The organism is Peribacillus sp. V2I11, from assembly GCF_030817135.1.
Lineage (GTDB): Bacteria > Bacillota > Bacilli > Bacillales > DSM-1321 > Peribacillus > Peribacillus simplex.
On the sequence record NZ_JAUSYW010000001.1, the window covers coordinates 4138165 to 4160325 of the forward strand.

Below are 22161 nucleotides of genomic sequence, written 5' to 3' on the forward strand. Positions count from 1 at the left end.
GCTATAGAGAGGGTGGAAGGATGAAAAGAAGAAATTCCCCAGGAATCATAACAGCCATTCACGGATCAACAATAATAAAAACTTTTCTAGGTATTCTCGCCTTGCTTCTTTTTGTTTTTTCAGTCAGTGGGGTCATGACTTCCCTAAGACCGGAGTATCGGATATCTTCTAATTCCGTACATACTGTAGCCAACCAATTCTCGGGAAAAATGCTGTTCTCGATGCTGGCAAATGAAAATCATTATCTTTTTAATGCCCTGCCGGAAGGTAAAGAGGAATCGGTGATCACGAATCAATTGATAAAAATCTCGACCAACATTTCACTCGAGGACCCGCGAAGTTTACTTGGCAGGGAACTTCCTGGCTTTTCGATTTTTGATAATGAAATTCTCGTTGCTGGGGAAGGAACGAATTATACGAATATGCCGTATGAATCCTCGCCGCCAGTAGACGTCCTGAATGAAGAAAGGGATGCATCCCTGCAAAACCTGGATGAGATTGAAGAACCGGAAAAAGGAGTGTCCAATCAGCCGAAACAAACGACCAATGGACGGAAAGTGGTCGAGATATACCATAGCCATAACCGGGAGTCATATCTTCCATATTTAAAAGGAGTGACCAATCCCGACCTAGCCTACCATTCGAAAATCAATATTACGAAACTCGGGGAACGGATGGTTGAAGATTTGGCTGATAAGGGGATTGGCTCCTCGCTCGATAAAACGGACATCATGGGAAATCTGAATAATAAAGGATTGAATTATGCCAAATCCTATCAAGAGTCTCGTAAATCCGTTCAGACTGCGTTGGCTACCAACAAAGATCTAGAATATATGATTGATATCCATCGTGATTCTAAACGAAAAAAACATACGACCATTAACATTAACGGTAAAGATTATGCCAAGATTGCCTTCGTGATCGGGGGCAATAACCCGAACTTCGAAAAAAATGCGGCGCTTGCCAATAAGCTTCATAAAGCATTGGAGAAAAAATACCCTGGCATTTCACGAGGGGTTATGAAACAAGGCGGAGCGGGGCAGAATGGAGTATACAATCAGGATTTGTCAAGCAATGCCATGCTCATAGAAATAGGCGGTGTTGATAATACTTTCGAGGAAATGTACTTGACCGTTGATGCCTTTAGCAATGTTTTCAGTGAATTTTACTGGGATGCCAAAGCAGTGGATAACACGACCGGGGATTCGGAAGCGAAGTAATTTGAAAGGAGTTCTTTTATCATGGTTCGATTTTGGTTGAAATGTACAGGGATTGTGCTCGTATTATTTTTAGGTGTTCTAATCGGTATGCAGCAAGCGAACGACGGGATGAAAAAAATGAAGGGGTATGAAGATCCCTCTTTGAATAGTGCATTCATTATTAACCAATCGGACCAAGGGGAGATGGAAGCGGATATCCTTGGCGAAAAAGTAACGAGTCATGATTTGGAGACGAAAAAAGAAAAGCTTGAAGAAATGAAAGCCTTCAACTTTTTCTCATCGATCGGTAAAACGCTTGGAGAGACCATATCAGGGGCCTTTCAATCGCTTATTGATATGATATAGGTATGGAATAAGTTGAGTATGCCCTGCCAAAAGGCTGCATCCGAATCCGGAATGCAGCCTTTTTTTATCCAATGCCCTGCAATGATGCTTCTTTTGTAACTATTCTGTTGAATCTTGCATTTTCTATTGATATAATAAAAAATAGTGTATTGTGTCGACTAGTGGGAGTGAACGTCATGAATAGAGAAGAAAAATTAAAAAGACAATCAAAGATCCGTAACTTTTCCATCATTGCTCATATTGATCATGGTAAATCTACATTGGCGGATCGTATCATTGAAAAAACGAACGCCATGACTCAGCGTGAAATGAAGAGTCAGCTGTTGGATTCCATGGATTTAGAGCGTGAGCGTGGAATTACGATTAAATTGAATGCGATTCAATTGAAATATAACGCAAAAGATGGCGAAGAATATATTTTCCATCTTATTGATACACCGGGACATGTCGATTTTACGTATGAAGTGTCACGAAGCCTTGCAGCGTGTGAAGGTGCTGTCCTTGTTGTCGATGCGGCACAGGGGATTGAGGCCCAAACGCTTGCAAACGTGTATTTAGCCTTGGACAACAATCTGGAAATCCTTCCGGTCATCAATAAAATTGATTTGCCGAGTGCAGATCCGGAACGGGTGCGTGGAGAAATCGAGGAAGTGATTGGCTTGGATGCTTCCGATGCAGTCTTGGCTTCGGCTAAAGCGGGAATCGGAATCGAGGATATTTTGGAACAGGTCGTTGAATTGGTTCCAGCTCCACAAGGTGATCCCGATGCTCCTTTCAAGGCGCTTATTTTCGATTCACTGTTTGATGCGTACCGCGGTGTAGTTGCCTATATCCGTGTTGTTGAGGGTTCCATTAAAGTGGGAGACAAAATCAAAATGATGTCCACTGGCAAGGAATTCGATGTTACCGAATTGGGTGTCTTCAACCCTAAGACCCAGCTGTTGGATGAACTGAACGTCGGTGATGTAGGTTTCCTTACGGCTGCCATTAAAAACGTTGGTGATACGACTGTTGGTGATACGATTACCAGCGCTGTGAATAGTGCGTCAGAACCATTGCCGGGTTACAGGAAGATGAATCCGATGGTATATTGCGGTTTATACCCAATTGACGCATCGAAATTCAATGATTTACGGGATGCGTTGGAGAAATTGGAATTGAACGATTCAGCGCTGCAGTTCGAGGCGGAATCATCGCAAGCATTGGGCTTCGGTTTCCGTTGCGGATTCCTTGGACTCCTTCATATGGAAATTATCCAGGAACGGATTGAACGTGAATTCAAAATTGATCTGATCACCACTGCACCAAGTGTTATTTATGATGTGGTCCAAACAGACGGAACAGTCCTGAAAGTGGATAATCCGTCGAATATGCCGGATGCTCAAAAGATCGAACGGGTCGAGGAGCCATATGTCAAAGCAACGATGATGGCACCGACGGAGTTTGTCGGGGCGATCATGGAAATCTGTCAAAATAAACGCGGTAACTTCATTGATATGGAATATATCGATGAGACTCGTGTAAGCATTCATTACGAAATACCATTATCGGAAATCGTGTATGATTTCTTCGATCAATTGAAATCCAATACAAGAGGCTATGCGTCATTCGATTATGAGATGATCGGCTATAAACCGTCCAAGCTTGTGAAGATGGATATCTTGCTGAATGCTGAAACTGTCGATGCTTTAAGTTTCATCGTCCATAAGGACTTTGCTTATGAACGCGGTAAAGTGATTGTTGAAAAATTGAAGAAACTGATTCCGAGACAACAATTTGAAGTGCCGATCCAAGCAGCAATCGGGCAAAAAATCGTGGCTCGTTCTTCGATTAGCGCAATGCGCAAAAACGTATTGGCTAAATGTTACGGCGGCGATATTTCCCGTAAACGTAAGTTGCTCGAAAAACAGAAAGAAGGTAAAAAGCGGATGAAACAGGTAGGTTCCGTTGAAGTGCCGCAAGAAGCTTTCATGGCTGTTTTGAAAATGGATGATACGACACCAAAGAAATAAATAAAATAAACGATAGATAGAAAAAAGAGGGTAGAGGAGATCTAGCCTCTTTTTCTATCGACTCATTCGATTAAAAGGTTGTGAACACAATGATTAAAAGCGCCTACCTCCATATACCATTTTGTGAACATATTTGTCACTATTGTGATTTCAATAAAGTATTTTTGCAGGGACAGCCGGTTGACGAATATTTACAGATGATGAAAAGGGAAATGGGTATGCAGCTTTCCAAATACCCGACTGCCGAATTGGATACGGTTTTCGTAGGTGGAGGGACACCGACATCTCTAGATGAAAAGCAGCTTGCATTCTTATGTGAAGCAATCAATGAAACCTTGCCATTTGATCCAAAAAAAGGTGAATATACATTCGAAGCCAATCCAGGGGATCTTTCGAGGGAAAAACTCGAGATACTTTATGATTCAGGGGTCAATAGACTTAGCTTTGGAGTGCAAAGCTTCAATGATGAATTATTAAAACGAATTGGCCGGACTCACCGGGCTTCTGAAGTATATGAAACGATTCATTTGGCTCAAGAGGTTGGCTTTACGAATATAAGCATCGATTTGATTTATGGATTGCCGGGACAAGCGATGGAAGATTTCAAGGATACGCTGGATAAAGCGATTGCCCTTCAATTGCCGCACTATTCCAGCTACTCATTGATCGTTGAGCCGAAGACGGTTTTTTATAATCAGATGCGAAGGGGTAAATTAAACCTGCCGCCGCAGGAGCTCGAGGCTTTGATGTATGAGAGGCTGATGGAAGAGATGGAGAAGCATGGTCTGCATCAATATGAAATCAGTAATTTTGCCCGAGCTGGGTTTGAAAGCAGGCACAACCTGACATATTGGGATAATGTGGAGTATTATGGAATTGGTGCCGGTGCACATGGCTATACTGGAGGTAAAAGGGTGGCCAATCATGGGCCTGTGAAGAAATACATCACGCCATTGCTGGTGAACGAGCTGCCTGTATTGGAAGAACACCCGGTACCGCTTCATGAACGGATGGAAGAGGAAATGTTTTTGGGGCTCCGGAAAACGGAAGGTGTTTCATTGGAAATCTTCAAAAATAAATTTTTTGTTGAAATGACGGAGATTTTCAGGAAACCGCTCGAAGAAGGATCGGCAAAGGGTCTGCTTAAGGTGGAAGGCGGGTTCGTGCGCTTGACCGAGCGGGGCAAACTGCTTGGAAATGAAGTGTTCCAATCATTTTTAGGCGTCATTGATTCTGACTGAAGGAAATCTATGTTATTTTAACGATGAATTAGCGGTTTTCATTGTTGACATCATAAGCTTCATTTGATAATTTATTAGTATATTAGCACTCGATGAGACAGAGTGCTAACAGAGGTGATCATACATGCTAACTGATCGTCAATTATTGATTCTACAAGTGATAATCGAGGATTTCATCCATTCTGCCCAGCCAGTCGGGTCACGAAGCTTGTCGAAGAAAGATGAAATTACGTTCAGCTCTGCCACAATTCGCAATGAAATGTCAGATCTTGAAGAAATGGGATTTTTAGAAAAAACCCACACTTCTTCGGGTAGGATCCCCTCTGAAAAAGGGTATAGATATTATGTGGATCATTTACTTTCTCCTCAAGCTCCGAAAAAGAATGAAATGAAGATATTAAAATCAGTTTTTGTAGAACGAATTTATGAATTGGAAAAGATCGTTCAGAAGTCAGCGAAAATACTTTCGGAACTGACGAATTATACGGCGATTGTACTCGGGCCCAAAGTGAATGAGCATAAGCTGAAAAAAATCCAGATCATTCCTTTAAGTCCCGAAACGGCAATAGCCATCATCATTACGGATACAGGTCATGTGGAAAATCGAATGATTTCCTTACCGCCTTCTTTTGATATAAACGAAATTGAAAAGATGGTGAACATATTGAATTCCCGTTTGGTCGATGTGCCTCTAGTTGATCTAAAGGATAAGATCTATAAGGAAGTGGCAGTTCTATTGAGCCGCCATATTCATAACTATGGATCGATGGTCTCGGTCCTTGCGGAGACCCTGACGGACACAAAGCCCGAAAAAATATTTTTCGGCGGGAAAACGAATATGCTGAGGCAGCCGGAGTTCCATGATATTGCTAAAGTAAGCACGCTTTTATCGATGATTGAGCAGGAACAGGGATTTTATGAACTCATTACTCAAAATCCATCGGGCATCCACGTCAAGATTGGCCGTGAAAATCAAAACACAGTGCTCGATGACTGCAGTTTGATAACGGCAACATACTCAATCGGGCAGGAGCAAGTGGGCACATTAGCCATATTGGGTCCAACGAGAATGGAGTATTCGAGAGTGATCAGTTTGCTTTCTTTTTTCTCGAAAGATTTAACGGCCCTGATGACAAAACTGTATCAAAAATAGTAGCAAAGGTAATATTGTTAAGGTGGCGGAGGAGTATATTCCGCGGCCTGGCATATTACTTTAGCATAAATTGTATAACCCTTTTAGGGAGGTGAGATTGTGACAGAAAATAAAAACGAAGAACAAACATTGGAAAATGAAACAATCGAGGAAAGCGCTGCAGAAGCAGTTTTCGCTGAAGAAGAAATTCCAGCGGAAGAAAACCATGGTCCGGTTGAGAAAGATGAACTTCAATTGGCTCATGAAAAGATTGCTGAACTTGAGGCGAAAATCGAAGAAATGGATAACCGTTATCTTCGTCTGCAGGCAGATTTTGATAATTCAAGACGCCGTGCCAAGCTTGATATGGAGGCGGCTCAAAAATATAGAGTTCAAAGTATTGCTAGTGATTTAGTGGAGGCTCTTGATAATTTTGAAAGAGCCACAAAAATCGAAGCGGAAAATGAACAGACGAAATCCTTGCTTCAAGGCATGGAAATGGTCTATAAAGCGATTACTGATGCATTGACTAAAGAAGGCATCGAACCGATCAGTTCGGTTGGCGAAGAGTTCGATCCGCGTTTGCATCAAGCGGTCATGCAAGTACAAGATGAAAACTTCGGTTCGAACATCGTCGTCGAGGAATTCCAAAAAGGATACCTTCTTAAAGACCGTGTGATTCGACCTGCAATGGTAAAAGTGAACGAATAGGATTTTTACATATAAATAATTGGGAGGTAGTGAAACTATGAGCAAGATTATTGGTATTGACTTAGGTACAACAAACTCTTGTGTATCTGTACTTGAAGGCGGGGAACCAAAAGTAATCCCGAATCCAGAAGGAAACCGTACAACACCATCCGTAGTGGCATTCAAAAATGGAGAAAGGCAAGTAGGGGAAGTGGCAAAACGCCAAGCGATTACAAACCCTAACACGATCATTTCCATTAAACGTCATATGGGTACCAATCATAAAGAAGTAATTGAAGGAAAAGAATACTCTCCTCAAGAAGTTTCTGCAATCATCCTTCAATACTTGAAATCATACGCTGAAGAGTATCTTGGCGAGAAAGTAACTAAAGCGGTTATCACTGTACCTGCTTACTTCAATGATGCAGAACGTCAAGCAACTAAGGATGCTGGTCAAATTGCCGGTCTTGAAGTGGAACGTATCATCAACGAACCGACAGCTGCAGCACTTGCATACGGGTTGGATAAAACGGAAGAAGATCAAACGATCCTTGTATTCGACCTTGGCGGCGGTACATTTGACGTGTCGATCATGGAACTTGGAGACGGCGTTTTCGAAGTTAAGTCCACAGCTGGTGACAACCGTCTAGGCGGGGATGATTTCGACCAGGTCATCATCGATTACCTAGTTGAAGCATTCAAGAAAGAAAACGGAATCGACCTTTCAAAAGATAAAATGGCGGTTCAACGTTTGAAAGATGCAGCTGAAAAAGCGAAAAAAGATCTTTCCGGCGTAACGTCAACTCAAATTTCTTTACCATTCATCACAGCTGGAGAAGCTGGCCCTCTTCACTTGGATGTAACGATGACTAGAGCTAAATTCGATGAGCTTTCTACAGGTCTTGTGGAACGTACTATGGGACCAACTCGTCAAGCATTGAAAGATGCTGGTCTTTCAGCATCTGAAATCGACAAAGTAATCCTTGTTGGTGGATCTACACGTATTCCTGCGGTTGTTGAAGCGATCAAAAAAGAAATCGGTCAAGAACCAAGCAAAGGTGTAAACCCTGATGAAGTGGTGGCTATGGGTGCTGCAATTCAAGGTGGCGTATTAACAGGGGATGTTAAAGACGTTGTCCTTCTTGATGTAACTCCACTTTCACTTGGAATTGAAACGATGGGCGGAGTATTCACGAAACTGATTGACCGTAATACTACGATTCCGACAAGTAAATCACAAGTATTCTCGACAGCGGCTGATAATCAAACGGCAGTTGATATCCATGTCCTTCAAGGTGAGCGTCCAATGTCAGCGGATAACAAAACTCTTGGCCGTTTCCAATTGAGTGACATTCCGCCGGCACCGCGTGGAGTTCCACAAGTTGAAGTGACATTCGATATCGATAAGAATGGTATCGTGAATGTTCGTGCGAAAGATCTTGGCACGAACAAAGAACAAGCGATCACCATCAAATCATCTTCAGGACTTTCTGATGAAGAGATCGAACGCATGGTACGTGAAGCGGAAGAAAATGCCGATAGCGATAAACAACGTAAAGAAGAAGTTGAACTTCGTAATGAAGCTGATCAATTAGTTTTCCAAACGGAAAAAACTCTTAAAGATCTAGAAGGCAAAGTGGACGAAGCGGAAGTAACAAAAGCGAATGAAGCGAAGGATGAGCTGAAAGCTGCAATCGAGAAGAATGAGCTTGAAGAAATCCGCGTGAAAAAAGATGCGCTTAACGAAATCGTTCAAGCTTTGACAATGAAGCTTTATGAAGAAGCTGCAAAAGCTCAGCAAGCTGGCGAAGCCGGTGCTGGCGAGTCTGCTCAAGACGATAATGTGGTTGATGCTGAATACACTGAAGTTAACGAAGAAGAGAAAAAATAAAAAGTGGCCCAATCGGGACACTGATATATTGGGCAGTATTTCTGCCTGCCATTGTAAAAAAGTCAAAGTCAGGTTATCTTGACTTTGGCTTTTTTTACAGTGGATGGAATCATTGTCGGGAAGTGCTACAATCACTGGTGGGGAATCGTGGGATTTCAGAGAAAAATGTGTGCAAATTGGGGCTGGCAATACCATTTACAAAAATGTGTTAAAGCCGTTTGCACTTTTCTAGTTGATTATTATCTTCGTTCAGTGATAATATTACCTTTATGTGAATCGAATCGGGAGTGGATTTTAGATATGAGTAAACGCGATTATTATGAGGTGTTAGGCCTTTCGAAGAGTGCTTCGAAGGATGAAATCAAAAAAGCGTATCGAAAGCTCTCCAAACAATATCACCCTGATATTAATAAAGCGGACGATGCTGCGGATAAATTCAAGGAAATCAAGGAAGCTTACGAAGTGTTGAGTGACGAACAGAAAAAGGCCCATTATGACCAATTCGGACATACAGATCCCAATCAGGGCTTTGGCGGTCAGGACTTTGGCGGTTTCGGCGGTTTTGAAGATATTTTCAGTAGCTTCTTTGGCGGCGGCGGACGCAGAAGAGATCCTAATGCGCCGCGTCAAGGTGCGGATTTACAGTATACGATGACGCTTTCTTTTGAAGAGGCTGCATTCGGAAAAGATACTGAGATCGAAATTCCGCGTGAAGAGAATTGTGATACATGTAAAGGATCCGGTGCCAAACCAGGTACAAAAGTGGAAAACTGTTCACATTGTCATGGAACCGGTCAATTGAATGTTGAACAAAACACGGCGTTCGGAAGGATTGTGAACCGGAGAGCATGTCACCATTGTCAAGGAACAGGAAAAATCATTCCTAATAAATGTTCAACATGCGGCGGCGACGGAAAAGTCCAAAAACGTAAAAAGATCCAAGTCAAGGTGCCAGCAGGTATTGATGATGGCCAGCAGTTGCGTGTAACCGGCCAAGGAGAACCAGGAATCAATGGCGGCCCGGCAGGAGACCTGTATGTAGTCTTCCATGTGCGCAGCCATGAATTCTTTGAGCGGGATGGCGATGATATTTATTGTGAAATGCCGGTTACTTTTGCCCAGGCAGCATTAGGCGATGAAATAGAAGTTCCGACGCTGCATGGTAAAGTGAAGCTGAAGATTCCTGCAGGTACACAAACAAGCACTCGTTTCCGTTTAAAAGGAAAAGGTGTTCCGAATGTCAGAGGATATGGCCAAGGAGATCAGCATGTGGTCGTATTAGTGGTCACCCCTAAGAAATTAACGGAAAAACAAAAGGACCTGCTTCGTGAGTTCAGTGATATCAGCGGACAAGGTGTTGATGAACAAGAAGATGGCTTTTTCTCAAAAGTAAAGCGTGCTTTTAAAGATAGGTGAATAAAAGTAAAAGAACAAATTGGGAGTTGGTAGATTATGAAGTGGTCTGAATTTGCAATCCAAACAACGAATGAAGCGGTTGAACCTGTTTCGAATATTCTTCATGAGGCAGGTGCGAGTGGTGTTGTCATTGAGGATCCTCTAGAATTAGTCAAGGAACGTGAAAATGTTTTTGGCGAAATCTACCACTTAAACCCAGATGATTATCCGAATGAAGGTGTAGTCATCAAGGCTTATCTGCCCGTTAACAGCTTCCTTGGCGATACCATTGATGCTATTAAGGAATCAATCAATAATCTCCTTCTTTTTGATATAGACCTTGGGAAAAATGTTGTTTCAATCAGTGAAGTGAATGAAGAAGAGTGGGCGACGGCTTGGAAAAAATATTATAACCCCGTCAAGATATCCGAACGTTTTACAATCGTGCCAACATGGGAAGACTACACTCCAGTAAGCAGTGACGAATTGATCATTGAACTTGATCCAGGCATGGCCTTCGGAACGGGAACACACCCGACGACGGTCATGTGCATCCAAGCGCTGGAACGTACAGTACGGCCTGGGGATTTAGTCGTTGATGTTGGAACGGGTTCTGGTGTTCTGAGCATTGCAGCTGCATTATTGGACGCAAAACGAATTCAGTCCCTTGATTTGGATGAAGTGGCTGTACAGTCAGCCATACAAAATGTGGAACTAAATAACGTGCAGGATAAAGTGTCCGTTTCACAAGGCAATTTGCTGGATGGTGTGAATGAACAAGCGGATATCGTCGTGGCTAATATTCTTGCCGAAGTGATCATGCGTTTTACGGATGATGTAGCGAAAGTGGTTAAACCTGGCGGATACTTCATCGCCTCGGGAATCATTCAAACTAAGAAACAAGATGTGAAGGATGCGATTATAACATCTGGTTTCACCGTTGAAGAAACGATCTTGATGGAAGATTGGGTGGCAATAATCGCGAAAAGAAATGATTAATTGAAAAAGTTACTCTGATTATCGGGTATTTGGATAGTCAGAGTACCTTTTTTTAGCTTGAATCTTTGCACGGCTTGCATTCTGGATTCCTGACTGTTAGCCTGTGAGTTTTTTAGACTAGACGAAGTAGGTGGCAGTGTGCAACGGTATTTTCTTAACGAAGTAGACATCAATGGAAACACAGTGACGATATCAGGCGATGATTTTCACCATATCGCCAGGGTGATGAGAATGGGACCTGGGGAGCGGATCATCACGGTGAAAGGTAATGGTATGACGGCTGTCGCGGAAATTTCGGAAATTACTGATGATGCTGTTATAGGGACCGTTACCGAATGGAAGAATGAAGAAAAGGAACTTCCTGTGAGGGTTGTGATAGCGAGCGGTCTGCCTAAAGGGGATAAGTTGGAATATATCGTTCAAAAGGGTACTGAACTGGGTGCCGTTGAATTTATCCCTTTTATTGCTGCTCGTTCGGTGGTAAAATGGGACCACAAAAAGGTAGGTAAGAAATTGGAGAGGCTCCAGAAGATTTCAAAAGAGGCGGCCGAACAATCTCACCGCACGGTCATCCCTGCCATCAAGGAACCGATGACGGCAGATCAGCTAGCCGGGTATGCTTCCGGTTTCGATCATAAATTAATCGCTTTTGAAGAAGAGGCTAAACGGGGGGAAACTTCTGTACTCGCTTCTGTCTTGAAAAATATCACCGCTGGGCAATCCATCCTATTCGTTTTTGGGCCTGAAGGTGGTTTAGCAGATAAGGAAATTGAAAAACTGACTGATGCCGGTTTTATGGCTTGCGGTCTTGGACCAAGAATATTAAGAACTGAAACAGCACCTTTATATGCACTTTCCGCTGTTTCTTATCATGTAGAACTTTTGAGGTGATGAAAAATGGCAACGGTCGCTTTCCATACATTAGGCTGTAAAGTGAATCATTATGAAACAGAGGCTATATGGCAATTATTCAAAACTGGGGGATATGATCGTGTTGAGTTTGAAAATACATCAGATGTATATGTCATCAACACATGCACGGTGACAAACACTGGCGATAAGAAAAGCCGTCAGGTCATCCGTCGTGCCATTCGTAAAAATCCGAATGCCGTCATAGCGGTAACGGGTTGTTACGCACAGACATCGCCGGCAGAAATCATGGCCATACCAGGTGTGGATATTGTTGTAGGAACACAAGACAGGGTTAAACTCCTTGATTACATCGAGCAATTCAAGGTTGAACGTGAACCAATCAATGCCGTAGGAAATATCATGAAAAACCGTGTCTACGAAGAGTTGGATGTACCTGCTTTTACAGACCGTACGCGCGCTTCACTTAAGATTCAGGAAGGTTGCAATAATTTCTGCACTTTCTGCATCATCCCTTGGGCTCGTGGCTTGATGCGTTCCCGCGATCCAAAAGAAGTCGTTCACCAGGCTGAACAGCTTGTCGAGGCAGGCTATAAAGAGCTAGTCCTCACCGGAATTCATACTGGCGGCTACGGAGACGATTTAAAAGACTATAATTTGGCTATGCTGCTGCGGGACTTGGAAAAAGTCGATGGGCTGAAGCGTATCCGCATTTCATCCATTGAAGCCAGCCAAATTACAGATGAGATCATTGAAGTGCTGACGAAATCGAAAAAAGTGGTTCGTCATTTGCATATACCAATCCAATCGGGTTCCGATACAGTTCTAAAACGGATGAGACGTAAATATACGATGGATTTCTTCGGTGATCGAATCGAAAAGTTGAAAATTGCACTTCCGGGTCTTGCTGTTACCTCTGATGTCATCGTAGGTTTCCCAGGTGAAACCGAAGATGAATTCATGGAGACATATAACTTTATAGAAAAATATAAATTCTCCGAACTTCATGTTTTCCCTTATTCAAAACGGACAGGGACTCCGGCTGCCCGTATGGAAGATCAAGTGGATGAAGAGGTCAAAAATGAACGCGTCCACCGCCTTATCACTTTGTCGGATCAGCTGGCAAAAGAGTATGCCTCCCGATTCGAGGGGGAAGTTCTTGAAGTCATTCCTGAAACGAAGTTGGAAAATGGCCTTTATGAGGGATACTCCGATAATTACATGAAAGTAGTCTTCCCGGCTTCGGAAGAAATGGTCGGTGAAATCGTCAAAGTGAAAATTACAAAGTCTGGCTATCCATTTAGTGAAGGTCAGTTCGTGACGGTCATGAAGGATTTTCCGTTGCAACAAGCATCCAATATCTAAGACAGCGGTTAATCGCTGTCTTTTTTTTATCCTCTTTCAGATGTGTTTTCTTGGCACTTTCGGGTAAAGACTATATATATCGTCAAAGTGGATAAAATATGGTATCATGAGAGGTACGTACAACTAGTTATAGATTGTTTTTGAGGAGGATTTATTAATGTCACAAAATGTAGCAGGCTTAATTGACCACACGTTATTAAAAGCAGATGCAACCAAAGAGCAAATAAAGGTATTATGCGAAGAAGCGAGAGAGTATAACTTTGCTTCCGTATGCGTAAACCCAACTTGGGTGAAATATGCAAGCGAACTTTTGGAAGGTTCAGAAGTGAAAGTTTGTACGGTTATCGGCTTCCCTCTAGGTGCAACCACACCGGAAACCAAAGCTTTTGAAACGAAAGACGCCATCTCCAATGGCGCTCACGAAGTCGATATGGTGATCAATATCGGGGCATTGAAGGACAAGGATGATGAGTTGGTAGAGCGGGATATTCGTGCTGTGGTAGCGGCATCCACTGGTAAGGCTCTTTCAAAAGTGATCATTGAAACTTCTTTATTGACTGATGAAGAAAAAGTCCGTGCATGTGAATTGGCCGTAAAAGCCGGAACGGATTATGTGAAAACATCAACTGGTTTTTCGACCGGCGGAGCGACTGTTGAAGATATCACGCTTATGAGAAAAACGGTTGGCCCGGATATCGGTGTCAAAGCTTCAGGCGGAGTCCGCAACACGAGCGATGCCCAGAAAGTGATTGAAGCTGGTGCAACAAGAATTGGAGCGAGTGCAGGTGTCTCCATCGTAAAGGGCTTAACGGCTGATTCCGATTATTGATTTTGTAAGGGACCGTATAATGAGTCCCTGAAATAAAACAGGCGTAGAAAAATGAAATATTTTTCTAGCCTGTTTTTTATTACTTCCATAATTAAATCGGATTGTAATTCAAGGAGATATCCCATGCCTTTGTGCATTGCGTCCATTTCTTCCATGAAAAAAAGAAGACCCGTATCATTTTTTGGAACCTGAAAATTCAAAAAAAGTTTACTGTGGATTTAATAGATATTAGGGGGTATCAACAGGGAGTGTACGTACTTATATTAAATCTTAAACAGGGGGAGGAAATCGTTAATTTTCTTTTATCATTAACACGACTTATGATGAGTGGTTGAACTTATTAAATCAATAAACTGATTATAAAAGATTAACTAAAAAATCTCCCATTAATCATTTATCTGTTGCAGCTACATATTATGTCTAATCTTTCCCCGAAGCTGCCCCGAAATAAAGTCTCTAACGATTTTTGGACAGCCCATTATTTTTTTAAGTGTGGCCGATGCACCAAAAGAATGAGGTTGGAGAATTGCCGTGCGAATGGCAAGACGGCCAAAGAAGTCAAGATATTGAAAATGACACTGGCGTGGGCGAGCTGTGTCCCCTTGTTTTCGGTAAAAAAGGCAGCGGTGCTTTCCAGGATGCCCACAAAAGGCAAGAATGCGGCAACCCCGATGACGTTTAGCCAAATATGTGCATAAGCTGTGAAGGCGGCTTGTCTACCAGAACCGATGCTGGCCATGTATCCGGTGATGCAAGTGCCTATATTCGATCCGAGCATGATGATGATTGCAGAGGAGACGGATAACTCCCCATTCATCAAAAAGCTCATGGCTATCCCGATGGTTGCCGAACTGGAGTGAATGAGTGCTGTCAATAATATCCCTGCTAATAGGGCATAACTCATATGGCCCTCTATGTAATGGATGAGCGTTTGAATGGATGGATAGGCTGCAATCGGTGTCGAAAGCGTTTTAAAACCACTCATCGCCGCGAAGATGGCCGAGATTCCGATCAGGGACATCCCTAAGCTTCTCGGTAATGCTTTTGGCATGAAGCATAGGAAAGCGCCGCTTACGACACCGGGAATGATCCAACGATCCAAAGAGAAGGTCATGAACTCTGCTGTAAAGGTGGAGCCGATATTCGTTCCAAGAATAATCCCGATTGTTTGCGGGAACGTTAAGCTTCCTGCGGAAACGAGGCCGACCGTCATGACCATGACCGCCGAGCTGCTCTGCAGGATCCCCGTAAAGATGGTTCCGGCCATGAAGCCTTTCCAGGGCTTATCCGTAACCTTTGAAAGAAAAGTTTTTAATGCTGCACCGGACATATTGAACAGTCCAATTCGTAAAACTGACATACCTGCCAAAAATATCGCAATGAATAAAAGGAATAAAAATAGCTCATGCATGACTGTCACCCCTTAGTAAGCTTATGGCCCATTAAAGGGAGACATGCTATAAATTGGATTTTCATGCAAGTTGAATGATCGTTTTGTGAAAAATTATGATAATAACATGATGATATTAAAAATAAGTTTGATTTTATTGGTTGACCTGCTAAAGATGATATATTATAATTGTTTAGTACATGTATAACATGTTGACAACTTGAGTTAGTGTGTTGTTTTCGGAGGGAGGGAAAGAGATGTCTAAAACCGTCGTTCGTAAAAACGAATCGCTTGAAGATGCTCTTCGTCGTTTCAAACGTACTGTATCTAAAGCAGGATCGCTTCAGGAAGCTAGGAAGCGTGAATTTTATGAAAAACCAAGCGTAAAACGTAAGAAAAAGTCTGAAGCTGCAAGAAAACGTAAATTCTAAGAGAGGGTGGAAAGATGAGTCTTCTCGAGCGTTTAAATAATGATATGAAACAAGCGATGAAGAACAAGGAAAAGGACAAACTATCTGTTATTCGGATGCTGAAAGCTTCTATTCAAAACGAAGCCCTGAAGCAGAGACAAGATTTAACAGATGATGAAGAATTGACAGTGCTCTCTCGCGAATTAAAACAACGCAAAGACTCCCTCCAGGAGTTTGAAAACGCAGGTCGTTCAGATCTCGTGGATAAAGTCCGCACCGAACTAGTATACGTAGAGGCATATATGCCTGAGCAACTTTCAGAAGAAGACATTTCTGAAATCGTTAAACAAACGATTGAAGAAGTCAATGCAACATCCAAAGCAGATATGGGCCGAGTTATGGGAGCTTTAATGCCTAAAGTTAAAGGTAAAGCGGATGGTTCTCTAGTAAACAAATTAGTACAACAACATCTATCTTAAACTCTAAACTTAAAACTCGAAACCAAACCGCAGGCAAATTGCCTGTGGTTTTTGTGTATTTCATGATTTTTATGCGTATATTATTCAAACGAAGCCCAAGATAATAGGGGCACTTTTAATTTTATTAGCTTTTTTTGAAACCTTTTTCATATACATACGTAATAACTAAAGAACAGGGTAAAGGGTTGCTTCATTTGCTCCTTATTCGAATTTTAGTTGCGTGCTGAATTTACTGGTAGGTTTTCCTCCTGAATACTGGAGGAACTTACCGCGTTTAATACGGGAAAGGGGGCGTTCCGTTGAAAATTTGGCGTTATTTATCTGTACTCTTATTTGGATTGCTGTTCACCATGTCTTCTTTTGGGGGATCGACGGTATCTGCAAACGAGAAGATCGTTTACCATGTACCTATTGAAGAAACGGTGGAAAAGGGACTCTCGGCCTTTTTGGAACGCGCGCTGACCACTGCTGAAGCAGCTGATGCAGATCTTGTCGTTTTCGAGGTGAATACCCCTGGAGGTGCTGTGGATGCAGCAGGGGAAATTGCAAAGTTACTGTCGGATTCACCAATCAAGACAGTTGCCTACGTCAATAACAGGGCTTTATCTGCAGGGGCATACATTTCACTAAGTGCAGATGAGATCTATATGGTTCCGAGTGCCACCATGGGATCTGCGGCTGTGATTGATTCAACAGGGAACGCTGCAGGTAAGAAAGCGCAATCTTATTGGTTAGCTGCCATGAAGACTGCTGCAGAACAAAATGGACGCGATCCCATATACGCCCAGGCGATGGCGGATGTTGACATCGATCTACCCGAATATGGAGCGGAAAAAGGGAAGTTGCTGACATTTACAGCTGAACAGGCAAAAAAGGCTGGATATAGTGAAGGCACCGTCTCTGGGAAAGCGGAGCTGTATAGTATACTTGGAGTTGAGGATGCTGATATTCGGTCAATCGAAGAAAGCTTTCCGGAGAAACTTGCCCGCTTTTTGACCAACCCGATCGTCGTTCCCATTTTATTAACGATAGCGGGAATCGGAATTGTGATGGAATTATTTTCACCTGGTTTTGGTATCCCGGGGGTCATTGGAATCACCAGTCTTTTCTTATTCTTCTATGGTCATCTTGTCGCCGGTATCACCGGATACGAATCGTTAGCGATGTTCATCATTGGGGTCATTCTCGTACTAGTTGAATTTTTTATCCCAGGGGGGATTATCGGGCTGCTCGGGTTTACAGCGATTGTGGGGAGTCTGTTCCTCGCAACGGGAGATCCGGTCCATATGACGATATCCTTGCTAATTGCGGTCACCGTATCCATTTTGGTATTCATCCTACTTGTAAAGGTGTTTGGAAAACAGATGAAATTTTTCAGGAAAATGATATTAACCGATGCAACAAAAACGGAACAAGGGTATGTCAGCAATCCTAATCGTTTGGATTTATTAGGTGTAGAAGGGAAGGCCCTTACAGATTTGAGGCCTTCAGGAACAGCCTTGGTCAAAGAAGAAAGAGTGGATGTCGTGACCGAAGGAAGCTTTATTTCCAAAGGTTCGTCAATCATTATCGTTAAAGTTGAAGGATCAAGGGTCGTCGTCCGGGAAATTCCGGATTCAAATTAAAATTAAGAGATACAGGAAGGATGAATCATTAAGTGATAACTTCAGGAACGATATTTATTATACTGGCAGTGATTGCTGCCATCATCGTGTTGGCAGTGTTTTTCACATTCGTACCAGTAATGTTATGGATTTCCGCTTTAGCGGCAGGAGTCAAAATCAGTATATTTACATTAGTTGGGATGAGGCTTCGCCGCGTTATACCAAGCAGGGTCGTCAATCCCCTTATCAAGGCCCATAAGGCTGGGATCAATGTTTCAACGAATCAATTGGAGAGCCATTACCTTGCTGGCGGTAATGTCGATCGAGTGGTGAATGCATTAATTGCTGCAGAACGCGCCAATATCACGTTACCTTTCGAACGGGGTGCAGCTATTGACCTTGCCGGTCGTGATGTTTTGCAAGCCGTTCAAATGAGCGTTAATCCGAAAGTGATCGAAACTCCGTTCATCTCAGGTGTAGCGATGAATGGTATTGAAGTGAAAGCGAAGGCAAGGATCACGGTCCGTGCCAACATTGAACGCCTGGTCGGTGGTGCCGGTGAAGAGACAATCATTGCCCGTGTAGGGGAAGGGATCGTATCGACGATCGGTGCTTCGAAAATGCACACGGATGTACTGGAACATCCCGATTTGATTTCAAGAACGGTATTATCGAAAGGGTTGGATTCAGGAACGGCTTTCGAAATTCTTTCCATTGATATCGCTGAAGTGGATATCGGTAAAAATATCGGGGCCATATTACAGACGGACCAAGCCGAAGCCGATAAGAAAATAGCCCAGGCAAAGGCCGAGGAACGCCGTGCGATGGCTGTTGCGCTTGAACAGGAAATGGTTGCCCGTGTTCAGGAAATGAGAGCGAAGGTTGTTCAATCCGAAGCGGAAGTTCCGTTGGCCATGGCCGATGCACTGAAAAGCGGAAACCTTGGAGTGATGGATTATATGAATATCCAAAATATCACGGCCGATACGGATATGCGCGGTTCAATCAGTAAAATATCCGAAAATCCAAAAGATAACAACAATAACCATAATAATAATAATTAGGTCAGGGAAGGGAGGTCTTTAAATGGGAGATTTTATTGATTTCTTTCTCAAGAACCCATTCCTTATCATTGTCTTGATCGGTATTTTAACGTCCATGTTAGGAAAGAAAAAGCAGCCTCAGCAAAGTGATGATCCAAACACGCCTCCGAAAAAGAAGTGGCAGGAGGTCATGCGGGAGCTTCAAGGTGAAATGGTACAAGGTAATCAAGAGCAAAGGCCTGCACCTGCTCCCGTAAGGAAAGTCGAACAGCAGGCAGCACAGGCTGTTGAAGTGATCGATGAGACGAAGAACGAAGCGAATCAAAGGATTGCGGAGCTTAGACGGCTTCAGCAGAAGTACGATCAAGAGCGTTCATATCAAAAAGCGAAGGTAGATCAAATTACATCAGCGTTATCTGATAATCACAGTCCGGTCTATCGCAAAGGACCGTCTTTTGGCAAAAAACAGCTGATTGATGGCATCATCATGTCAGAAGTGCTGGGACCGCCAAGGGCGAAGCGAAGTCTTCAAAGGTCCAGGAGGTAATTCGGGATCCCTGGATTTTTTCAGTCCATCTGAAAAAATAGACTTTCATTCCCTTATAATTTTGTGCTAGAACCCTCTTTCATTTCATACATTGAGATGAAAGGGGGTTCTTTTTTATGGCTCGTAATTGGGGAAAAAAAGTGAAACAGCTTATGACCAAAACGATGGACCTTCCGCAAGATGTCATGATGGACCTGCCGCGAATTACAATGATCGGACAATTACATATTTATATTGAAAACCATCGTGGCCTATTGGCTTTTACAGACAGCGAAGTGCGATTGATGCTAAAAAATGGGCAGTTGCTGATAAAGGGAAATGCCTTTGTCATAAAGACGATTTTGCCGGAAGAAATCATGCTCGAAGGCAAAATTGACAAGGTTTATTTTATCAATGAATGATCCCGGGAGGTCTCCATGAAAAACCAATGGACAAACTATTATACAGGCTATGTAAAGGTGAAGGCTTATGGCAAAGGTTCAGAACGGCTGATTAATATGCTGACGAGAAGGGGGCTTCATATCTGGGATGTGAAGCGTGTCGGAAGCGAATCCCTGATTTTTCATATGGATGTCAGGGATATCCCCAAACTCCGTCAGGTCATGCGTAAGAGCGATTGTAAAGTAAAGTTCATGCAAGGAAAGGGTTTCCCTTTCCTAATGAAGAGAGTCATGAAAAACAGCGGATTTTTAGCGGGGATGATCGCTTTCCTGCTTTGCATATTTGTACTTTCCAATATGGTATGGGGCATCGAGGTTCAAGATGCCAAACCGGCAACCGAGCATGCCATCCGGAAAGAATTGGATAAGATGGGCGTGAAGATCGGTAAAGTGCAATTCTTTGTTGATGATGTGGATACGATTCAGCGTAAGCTGTCGGACCGGATTGGTGCATTGACATGGGTAGGGGTAGAGCTAAAGGGAACGACATACCATTTTCGGGTTGTAGAAAAACGGCAGCCTAAAGAAGTCGAGAAAACATCTCCACAGAATTTGGTAGCGTCAAAAAAAGCGATCATCACTGATATGTTCATTAAAAAAGGACAATCTATTGTTAATGTGAATGATTATGTAGGAAAAGGACAGCTTCTTGTTTCAGGATTGATTGGAAAAGAGGATAAGCAGGAAATTGTATCCGCACAGGGAGTAATAAAAGGGAAAACGTGGTATAAAGCGAAAGTGGAAGTTCCGTTAAAAACCAAGTTTTCCGTTTTTAACGGAGATGAAACGAGCAGGCACTTTTTGAAAATGGGGGGATATTCCCTTCCTGTCTGGGGGTTCAAGGATCCGGGATATGAAAAACAGGAAAAAGAAACGACAGTGAGGCCTTTTCACTTTCTTCAATGGGAACTGCCCATTTCTTATAAACAAGTGACATTAAGGAGCAAAGAAGATATTGTACGAAGTTATACGGAGGAAGAAGCGGTGGAGGAAGGCAGGAAAATGGCTAAAGCAGAATTGAAAAAGCATTTGGACGAGGAAGATGAAATCGTCGAGGAAAAAATTTTGCACGAAACCATGGAGAATGGTAAAGTTAAATTATCTATACATTACCAAGTTATTGAAGATATAGCGATTGGACAACCAATCATTCAAGGAGACTAACGAATGGCAGATGATGTGAAAGTAATTAAGCTCGAAATAAAATCACCCAATGAAGCGATCGCGTTATTGGGCAATGGGGATTCAAATGTGAAAGTGCTTGAAGAGGAGCTTGGCATCTCCGTCATAACCCGAGGTGAAGCGGTGAGTGTTGCCGGGGATATCGAGCGGGTGACGATGGGGGAGGAAATCCTTAAGGCATTATTGACAGTTATCAGAAAAGGAATTGCAATCAGTTCCAGAGATGTGCTTTATGCAATTGAATTGGCAAGAAAAGGCACATTGGAGTATTTCGGTGAATTATATGATGAAGAAATCGCTAAAACGGCTAAGGGGAAATCCATTAAAGTCAAAACAATCGGGCAGAGGTACTATATCCAGGCAATAAAGAAACAGGACCTTGTATTTGGAATAGGGCCTGCCGGAACCGGAAAGACCTATCTTGCCGTAGTGATGGCCATCAATGCATTAAAAAATGGACATGTTAAACGGATCATCCTGACACGGCCTGCCGTGGAAGCAGGGGAAAGCCTTGGTTTTCTGCCGGGTGATCTGAAGGAAAAGGTAGATCCTTATCTAAGGCCGCTGTATGACGCTCTCCATGACCTCCTGGGGATGGAACAGACGCTAAGGATGATAGAGCGCGGAACGATCGAAATAGCTCCTCTGGCTTATATGAGGGGCCGTACGCTTGAAGATGCCTTTGTCATATTGGATGAAGCCCAGAATACGACGGAAGCCCAAATGAAGATGTTCTTGACCCGGCTTGGTTTCGGATCGAAAATGGTCATTACGGGAGACAGGACCCAGATTGACCTTCCAAAAGGTATGAAGTCAGGTCTGGTCCGGGTAGAAGAGATCTTGAAGAATGTTAAAGGCCTTTCCTTTGTGTATTTTGAACAAAGTGATGTAGTCAGACATCCGCTTGTCGCCAAAATCATTACTGCTTACGAGCAGGCGAAGTCATAAGAAAAAATCCGCCATTTCAATCGGCGGATTTTTCGTGATGTGTCTAAATGACAAACTTTTTGGTTAAAAGGTGGATATGGAATGAAAGTAGCTTTACATTTATCAATACGAAGGTGAAAATTTACTTGA

General features: G+C 42.9%; 21 protein-coding genes. 20 read left to right on the forward strand and 1 reads right to left on the reverse strand.

From position 1 onward, the window contains the following. Positions 1-20: 20 nt before the first annotated feature. The 12 genes from spoIIP (at position 21) to deoC (ending at position 13989) form a co-directional block, all read left to right on the forward strand. Positions 21-1220: a stage II sporulation protein P gene (gene spoIIP, locus QFZ73_RS20215; RefSeq protein ID WP_251430719.1), complete on the forward strand. Its 1200-nt coding sequence runs from the start codon at positions 21-23 to the stop codon at positions 1218-1220. A gap of 21 nt (positions 1221-1241) precedes the next feature. Next, positions 1242-1565: a YqxA family protein gene (locus tag QFZ73_RS20220; RefSeq protein WP_251430721.1), complete on the forward strand. Its 324-nt coding sequence runs from the start codon at positions 1242-1244 to the stop codon at positions 1563-1565. Between the two features lie 176 nt (positions 1566-1741). Beyond that, positions 1742-3577: a translation elongation factor 4 gene (gene lepA / locus QFZ73_RS20225; protein ID WP_251430733.1), complete on the forward strand. Its 1836-nt coding sequence runs from the start codon at positions 1742-1744 to the stop codon at positions 3575-3577. An 89-nt stretch (positions 3578-3666) separates the two neighbouring features. After that, positions 3667-4818: a radical SAM family heme chaperone HemW gene (hemW, locus tag QFZ73_RS20230; protein ID WP_307269954.1), complete on the forward strand. Its 1152-nt coding sequence runs from the start codon at positions 3667-3669 to the stop codon at positions 4816-4818. A gap of 124 nt (positions 4819-4942) precedes the next feature. Further along, positions 4943-5971, forward strand: a complete 1029-nt coding sequence (hrcA, locus tag QFZ73_RS20235; protein ID WP_063232993.1) for a heat-inducible transcriptional repressor HrcA — start codon at positions 4943-4945, stop codon at positions 5969-5971. A 99-nt stretch (positions 5972-6070) separates the two neighbouring features. Further along, positions 6071-6661, forward strand: coding sequence for a nucleotide exchange factor GrpE (gene grpE, locus QFZ73_RS20240; protein WP_251430739.1), 591 nt, complete (start codon positions 6071-6073; stop codon positions 6659-6661). A gap of 37 nt (positions 6662-6698) precedes the next feature. Beyond that, complete coding sequence (gene dnaK, locus QFZ73_RS20245) at positions 6699-8531, forward strand: molecular chaperone DnaK (protein ID WP_034308533.1); 1833 nt, start codon at positions 6699-6701, stop codon at positions 8529-8531. A gap of 300 nt (positions 8532-8831) precedes the next feature. Then, entirely contained in the window at positions 8832-9947 is a 1116-nt protein-coding gene (gene dnaJ / locus QFZ73_RS20250) for a molecular chaperone DnaJ (RefSeq protein ID WP_063232996.1), read from the forward strand. Positions 9948-9983: 36 nt separating this feature from the next. Further along, positions 9984-10925: a 50S ribosomal protein L11 methyltransferase gene (prmA, locus tag QFZ73_RS20255; protein ID WP_251430742.1), complete on the forward strand. Its 942-nt coding sequence runs from the start codon at positions 9984-9986 to the stop codon at positions 10923-10925. Positions 10926-11063: 138 nt separating this feature from the next. Further along, positions 11064-11816, forward strand: coding sequence for a 16S rRNA (uracil(1498)-N(3))-methyltransferase (locus QFZ73_RS20260; RefSeq protein ID WP_307269967.1), 753 nt, complete (start codon positions 11064-11066; stop codon positions 11814-11816). Positions 11817-11822: 6 nt separating this feature from the next. Further along, complete coding sequence (gene mtaB, locus QFZ73_RS20265) at positions 11823-13160, forward strand: tRNA (N(6)-L-threonylcarbamoyladenosine(37)-C(2))-methylthiotransferase MtaB (RefSeq protein ID WP_251430747.1); 1338 nt, start codon at positions 11823-11825, stop codon at positions 13158-13160. Positions 13161-13317: 157 nt separating this feature from the next. Continuing rightward, positions 13318-13989, forward strand: coding sequence for a deoxyribose-phosphate aldolase (deoC, locus tag QFZ73_RS20270; RefSeq protein ID WP_063233000.1), 672 nt, complete (start codon positions 13318-13320; stop codon positions 13987-13989). Between the two features lie 478 nt (positions 13990-14467). On the opposite strand, the gene QFZ73_RS20275 is transcribed toward deoC, so the two are convergent. Beyond that, the gene (locus QFZ73_RS20275; RefSeq protein WP_251430749.1) at positions 14468-15400 is read right to left on the reverse strand and encodes a Na/Pi symporter; all 933 of its coding nucleotides are present in this window, start codon (positions 15398-15400) and stop codon (positions 14468-14470) included. Between the two features lie 236 nt (positions 15401-15636). Between QFZ73_RS20275 and rpsU the strand changes: the two genes are divergently transcribed. From rpsU to QFZ73_RS20315, 8 genes are all read left to right on the forward strand, one after another. Beyond that, the gene (gene rpsU, locus QFZ73_RS20280; protein WP_028391853.1) at positions 15637-15810 is read left to right on the forward strand and encodes a 30S ribosomal protein S21; all 174 of its coding nucleotides are present in this window, start codon (positions 15637-15639) and stop codon (positions 15808-15810) included. 14 nt (positions 15811-15824) lie between these two features. Further along, the gene (locus QFZ73_RS20285; protein ID WP_251430754.1) at positions 15825-16268 is read left to right on the forward strand and encodes a GatB/YqeY domain-containing protein; all 444 of its coding nucleotides are present in this window, start codon (positions 15825-15827) and stop codon (positions 16266-16268) included. A 305-nt stretch (positions 16269-16573) separates the two neighbouring features. Then, entirely contained in the window at positions 16574-17893 is a 1320-nt protein-coding gene (locus QFZ73_RS20290; protein ID WP_373459018.1) for an NfeD family protein, read from the forward strand. 50 nt (positions 17894-17943) lie between these two features. Continuing rightward, the gene (gene floA, locus QFZ73_RS20295) at positions 17944-18936 is read left to right on the forward strand and encodes a flotillin-like protein FloA (RefSeq protein ID WP_373459019.1); all 993 of its coding nucleotides are present in this window, start codon (positions 17944-17946) and stop codon (positions 18934-18936) included. Between the two features lie 22 nt (positions 18937-18958). Next, positions 18959-19462 (forward strand): hypothetical protein, encoded by a 504-nt coding sequence (locus QFZ73_RS20300; RefSeq protein WP_307269978.1) that lies wholly within the window; start codon positions 18959-18961, stop codon positions 19460-19462. Positions 19463-19578: 116 nt separating this feature from the next. After that, the gene (gene yqfC, locus QFZ73_RS20305) at positions 19579-19863 is read left to right on the forward strand and encodes a sporulation protein YqfC (protein ID WP_034308511.1); all 285 of its coding nucleotides are present in this window, start codon (positions 19579-19581) and stop codon (positions 19861-19863) included. 15 nt (positions 19864-19878) lie between these two features. Further along, positions 19879-21066, forward strand: coding sequence for a sporulation protein YqfD (gene yqfD, locus QFZ73_RS20310; RefSeq protein ID WP_307269981.1), 1188 nt, complete (start codon positions 19879-19881; stop codon positions 21064-21066). Positions 21067-21069: 3 nt separating this feature from the next. Continuing rightward, on the forward strand, positions 21070-22032 hold the full coding sequence (locus tag QFZ73_RS20315; protein ID WP_207437151.1) for a PhoH family protein: 963 nt from the start codon (positions 21070-21072) through the stop codon (positions 22030-22032). Positions 22033-22161: the final 129 nt, after the last annotated feature.

Bases quoted from the DNA above. Each gene is read 5' to 3' on its own strand.
- spoIIP (WP_251430719.1), top strand. From the start codon at position 21: ATGAAAAGAAGAAATTCCCCAGGAATCATAACAGCCATTCACGGATCA.
- QFZ73_RS20220 (WP_251430721.1), top strand. From the start codon at position 1,242: ATGGTTCGATTTTGGTTGAAATGTACAGGGATTGTGCTCGTATTATTT.
- lepA (WP_251430733.1), top strand. From the start codon at position 1,742: ATGAATAGAGAAGAAAAATTAAAAAGACAATCAAAGATCCGTAACTTT.
- hemW (WP_307269954.1), top strand. From the start codon at position 3,667: ATGATTAAAAGCGCCTACCTCCATATACCATTTTGTGAACATATTTGT.
- hrcA (WP_063232993.1), top strand. From the start codon at position 4,943: ATGCTAACTGATCGTCAATTATTGATTCTACAAGTGATAATCGAGGAT.
- dnaK (WP_034308533.1), top strand. From the start codon at position 6,699: ATGAGCAAGATTATTGGTATTGACTTAGGTACAACAAACTCTTGTGTA.
- dnaJ (WP_063232996.1), top strand. From the start codon at position 8,832: ATGAGTAAACGCGATTATTATGAGGTGTTAGGCCTTTCGAAGAGTGCT.
- prmA (WP_251430742.1), top strand. From the start codon at position 9,984: ATGAAGTGGTCTGAATTTGCAATCCAAACAACGAATGAAGCGGTTGAA.
- mtaB (WP_251430747.1), top strand. From the start codon at position 11,823: ATGGCAACGGTCGCTTTCCATACATTAGGCTGTAAAGTGAATCATTAT.
- deoC (WP_063233000.1), top strand. From the start codon at position 13,318: ATGTCACAAAATGTAGCAGGCTTAATTGACCACACGTTATTAAAAGCA.
- QFZ73_RS20275 (WP_251430749.1), bottom strand. From the start codon at position 15,400: ATGCATGAGCTATTTTTATTCCTTTTATTCATTGCGATATTTTTGGCA.
- rpsU (WP_028391853.1), top strand. From the start codon at position 15,637: ATGTCTAAAACCGTCGTTCGTAAAAACGAATCGCTTGAAGATGCTCTT.
- QFZ73_RS20285 (WP_251430754.1), top strand. From the start codon at position 15,825: ATGAGTCTTCTCGAGCGTTTAAATAATGATATGAAACAAGCGATGAAG.
- QFZ73_RS20300 (WP_307269978.1), top strand. From the start codon at position 18,959: ATGGGAGATTTTATTGATTTCTTTCTCAAGAACCCATTCCTTATCATT.
- yqfC (WP_034308511.1), top strand. From the start codon at position 19,579: ATGGCTCGTAATTGGGGAAAAAAAGTGAAACAGCTTATGACCAAAACG.
- yqfD (WP_307269981.1), top strand. From the start codon at position 19,879: ATGAAAAACCAATGGACAAACTATTATACAGGCTATGTAAAGGTGAAG.
- QFZ73_RS20315 (WP_207437151.1), top strand. From the start codon at position 21,070: ATGGCAGATGATGTGAAAGTAATTAAGCTCGAAATAAAATCACCCAAT.